This window comes from Roseateles hydrophilus (assembly GCF_026712245.1).
Taxonomy (GTDB): Bacteria; Pseudomonadota; Gammaproteobacteria; order Burkholderiales; family Burkholderiaceae_C; genus Pelomonas; species Pelomonas hydrophilus.
In genome coordinates this window covers 2221-5567 of sequence record NZ_JAPPUY010000011.1, presented here as the reverse complement: position 1 = coordinate 5567, position 3347 = coordinate 2221, and the positions used below count along the sequence as shown (strand labels likewise).

Genomic DNA, 3347 nt, shown 5'->3' with positions numbered 1-3347 from the left:
TATATTTTGATTGCGCCTTCAGACTTCTGAAGAACAGCATAACTTGAACACTTACCCTGATCTGCTGTTGGCAGTCAAAGTTATAGGGTCAAGCCTCACGGGCAATTAGTACTGGTTAGCTTAACGCATTACTGCGCTTCCACACCCAGCCTATCAACGTCCTGGTCTCGAACGACCCTTCAGGGGGCTCAAGGCCCCGGCAAGACTCATCTTGAGACGAGTTTCCCGCTTAGATGCTTTCAGCGGTTATCTCTTCCGCACTTAGCTACTCGGCAATGCCACTGGCGTGACAACCGATACACCAGAGGTGCGTCCACTCCGGTCCTCTCGTACTAGGAGCAGGCTCTCTCAATCTTGCAGCGCCCACGGAAGATAGGGACCAAACTGTCTCACGACGTTTTAAACCCAGCTCACGTACCTCTTTAAATGGCGAACAGCCATACCCTTGGGACCGGCTACAGCCCCAGGATGAGATGAGCCGACATCGAGGTGCCAAACACCGCCGTCGATATGAACTCTTGGGCGGTATCAGCCTGTTATCCCCAGAGTACCTTTTATCCGTTGAGCGATGGCCCTTCCATACAGAACCACCGGATCACTTTGTCCTACTTTCGTACCTGCTCGACTTGTCAGTCTCGCAGTCAAGCACGCTTATGCCAATGCACTATCGTCACGATTTCCGACCGTAACTAGCGTACCTTCGAACTCCTCCGTTACACTTTGGGAGGAGACCGCCCCAGTCAAACTGCCCACCATACACTGTCCCCAACCCGGATAACGGGCCAAGGTTAGAACCTCAAACACACCAGGGTGGTATTTCAACGTCGGCTCCATAAGATCTAGCGACCTTACTTCAAAGCCTCCCACCTATCCTACACAGATCTGTTCAAAGTCCAATGTAAAGCTACAGTAAAGGTTCATGGGGTCTTTCCGTCTTTCCGCGGGGAGATTGCATCATCACAAACATTTCAACTTCGCTGAGTCTCTGGAGGAGACAGTGTGGCCATCATTACTCCATTCGTGCAGGTCGGAACTTACCCGACAAGGAATTTCGCTACCTTAGGACCGTTATAGTTACGGCCGCCGTTTACTGGGACTTCAGTCAAGAGCTTGCACCCCATCATTTAATCTTCCAGCACCGGGCAGGAGTCACACCCTATACGTCGACTTTCGTCTTTGCAGAGTGCTGTGTTTTTAATAAACAGTTGCAGCCACCGATTCTCTGCGGCCTCATTGGGCTCCCCTTGTACAGGTTCACCTACTAAAGGCACACCTTCTTCCGAAGTTACGGTGTCAATTTGCCGAGTTCCTTCTCCAGAGTTCTCTCAAGCGCCTTAGAATACTCATCTCGCGCACCAGTGTCGGTTTGCGGTACGGTCGTCAATAGCTGAAGCTTAGTGGCTTTTCCTGGAAGCAGGGTATCACTCACTTCGTCTGCAAGCAGACTCGTTATCACCCCTCATCTAAGCCCGGCGGATTTGCCTACCAGGCACGACTACAGGCTTGAACCGGGACATCCAACACCCGGCTGAGCTAACCTTCTCCGTCCCCACATCGCACTATTGATCGGTACAGGAATATTGACCTGTTTCCCATCAGCTACGCATCTCTGCCTCGCCTTAGGGGCCGACTCACCCTACGCCGATGAACGTTGCGTAGGAAACCTTGCGCTTTCGGCGAGGGGGCTTTTCACCCCCTTTAACGCTACTCATGTCAGCATTCGCACTTCTGATACCTCCAGCAGGCTTCACAACCCACCTTCACAGGCTTACAGAACGCTCTCCTACCACGCATATTGCTATGCATCCGCAGCTTCGGTAACTGGCTTAGCCCCGTTACATCTTCCGCGCAGGACGACTCGATCAGTGAGCTATTACGCTTTCTTTAAATGATGGCTGCTTCTAAGCCAACATCCTGACTGTTTTAGCCTTCCCACTTCGTTTCCCACTTAGCCAATTTTAGGGACCTTAGCTGGCGGTCTGGGTTGTTTCCCTCTTGAGTCCGGACGTTAGCACCCGGTGCTCTGTCTCCCAAGCTGTACTCTGCGGTATTCGGAGTTTGCCAAGGTTTGGTAAGTCGCCATGACCCCCTAGCCTAAACAGTGCTCTACCCCCGCAGGTAATACTTGAGGCACTACCTAAATAGTTTTCGGAGAGAACCAGCTATTTCCAAGTTTGTTTAGCCTTTCACCCCTATCCACAGCTCATCCGCTAGTTTTGCAACACTAGTCGGTTCGGACCTCCAGCACCTGTTACGGTACCTTCATCCTGGCCATGGATAGATCACTTGGTTTCGGGTCTACACCCAGCGACTATTCGCCCTATTCGGACTCGATTTCTCTACGGCTTCCCTATTCGGTTAACCTCGCCACTGAATGTAAGTCGCTGACCCATTATACAAAAGGTACGCAGTCACCCTTGCGGGCTCCTACTTTTTGTATGCATGCGGTTTCAGGATCTATTTCACTCCCCTCCCGGGGTTCTTTTCGCCTTTCCCTCACGGTACTTGTTCACTATCGGTCGATTACGAGTATTTAGCCTTGGAGGATGGTCCCCCCATATTCAGACAGGATTTCACGTGTCCCGCCCTACTCTATTCGCGCCTAGTTCCACAATCTGCATTTCTCATACGGGGCTATCACCCGCTGTGGCCGGACTTTCCATTCCGTTCTGATATACAAACTGCTAAAACGCGAGGGCTACTCCGATTTCGCTCGCCACTACTTTCGGAATCTCGGTTGATGTCTTTTCCTCGAGCTACTGAGATGTTTCAGTTCACCCGGTTCGCCACAATGACCTATGTATTCAGTCAGAGTTACTGCTTGCGCAGTGGGTTTCCCCATTCGGAAATCTCCGGATCAAAGCTAATTTGCCAGCTCCCCGAAGCTTATCGCAGGCTATCACGTCCTTCGTCGCCTGTAATCGCCAAGGCATCCACCACATGCACTTAGTCACTTGACCCTATAACTTTGACAGCGCTGACTGCACTGTCGTCAAGGACTCAATTCAGATCCGCAAATCCAAACTGTTTTTGAGTATTCACGCGTTACGCCGTTCTTCATCTAAACAATTTCTTGCTCAGTTGAAGTCTATGTTTGACGCAATCAAAATGTCGTTAGCGGCACGGTGCATCGTTCGACGCTTTCCGCTAACAACGCTGATTCGACTCTACAAATTGTTAAAGAACAACAGCCGATCTTTCGATCAAGACTGGCAAACCTCAGCAGAACTTACGTTCCGCTGAGGTTTGCCAACCTTCTTCATGAGTGAACTGGTGGAGGATGACGGGATCGAACCGACGACCCCCTGCTTGCAAAGCAGGTGCTCTCCCAGCTGAGCTAATCCCCC

General features: G+C 51.2%; 1 tRNA gene and 1 rRNA gene. Both read right to left on the bottom strand.

Going from position 1 to position 3347, the window contains the following annotated elements:
• Positions 1-84 precede the first annotated feature (84 nt).
• Positions 85-2960, bottom strand: a 23S ribosomal RNA gene (locus NYO99_RS21305).
• A gap of 311 nt (positions 2961-3271) precedes the next feature.
• Positions 3272-3347: transfer RNA gene (locus NYO99_RS21300), tRNA-Ala, on the bottom strand.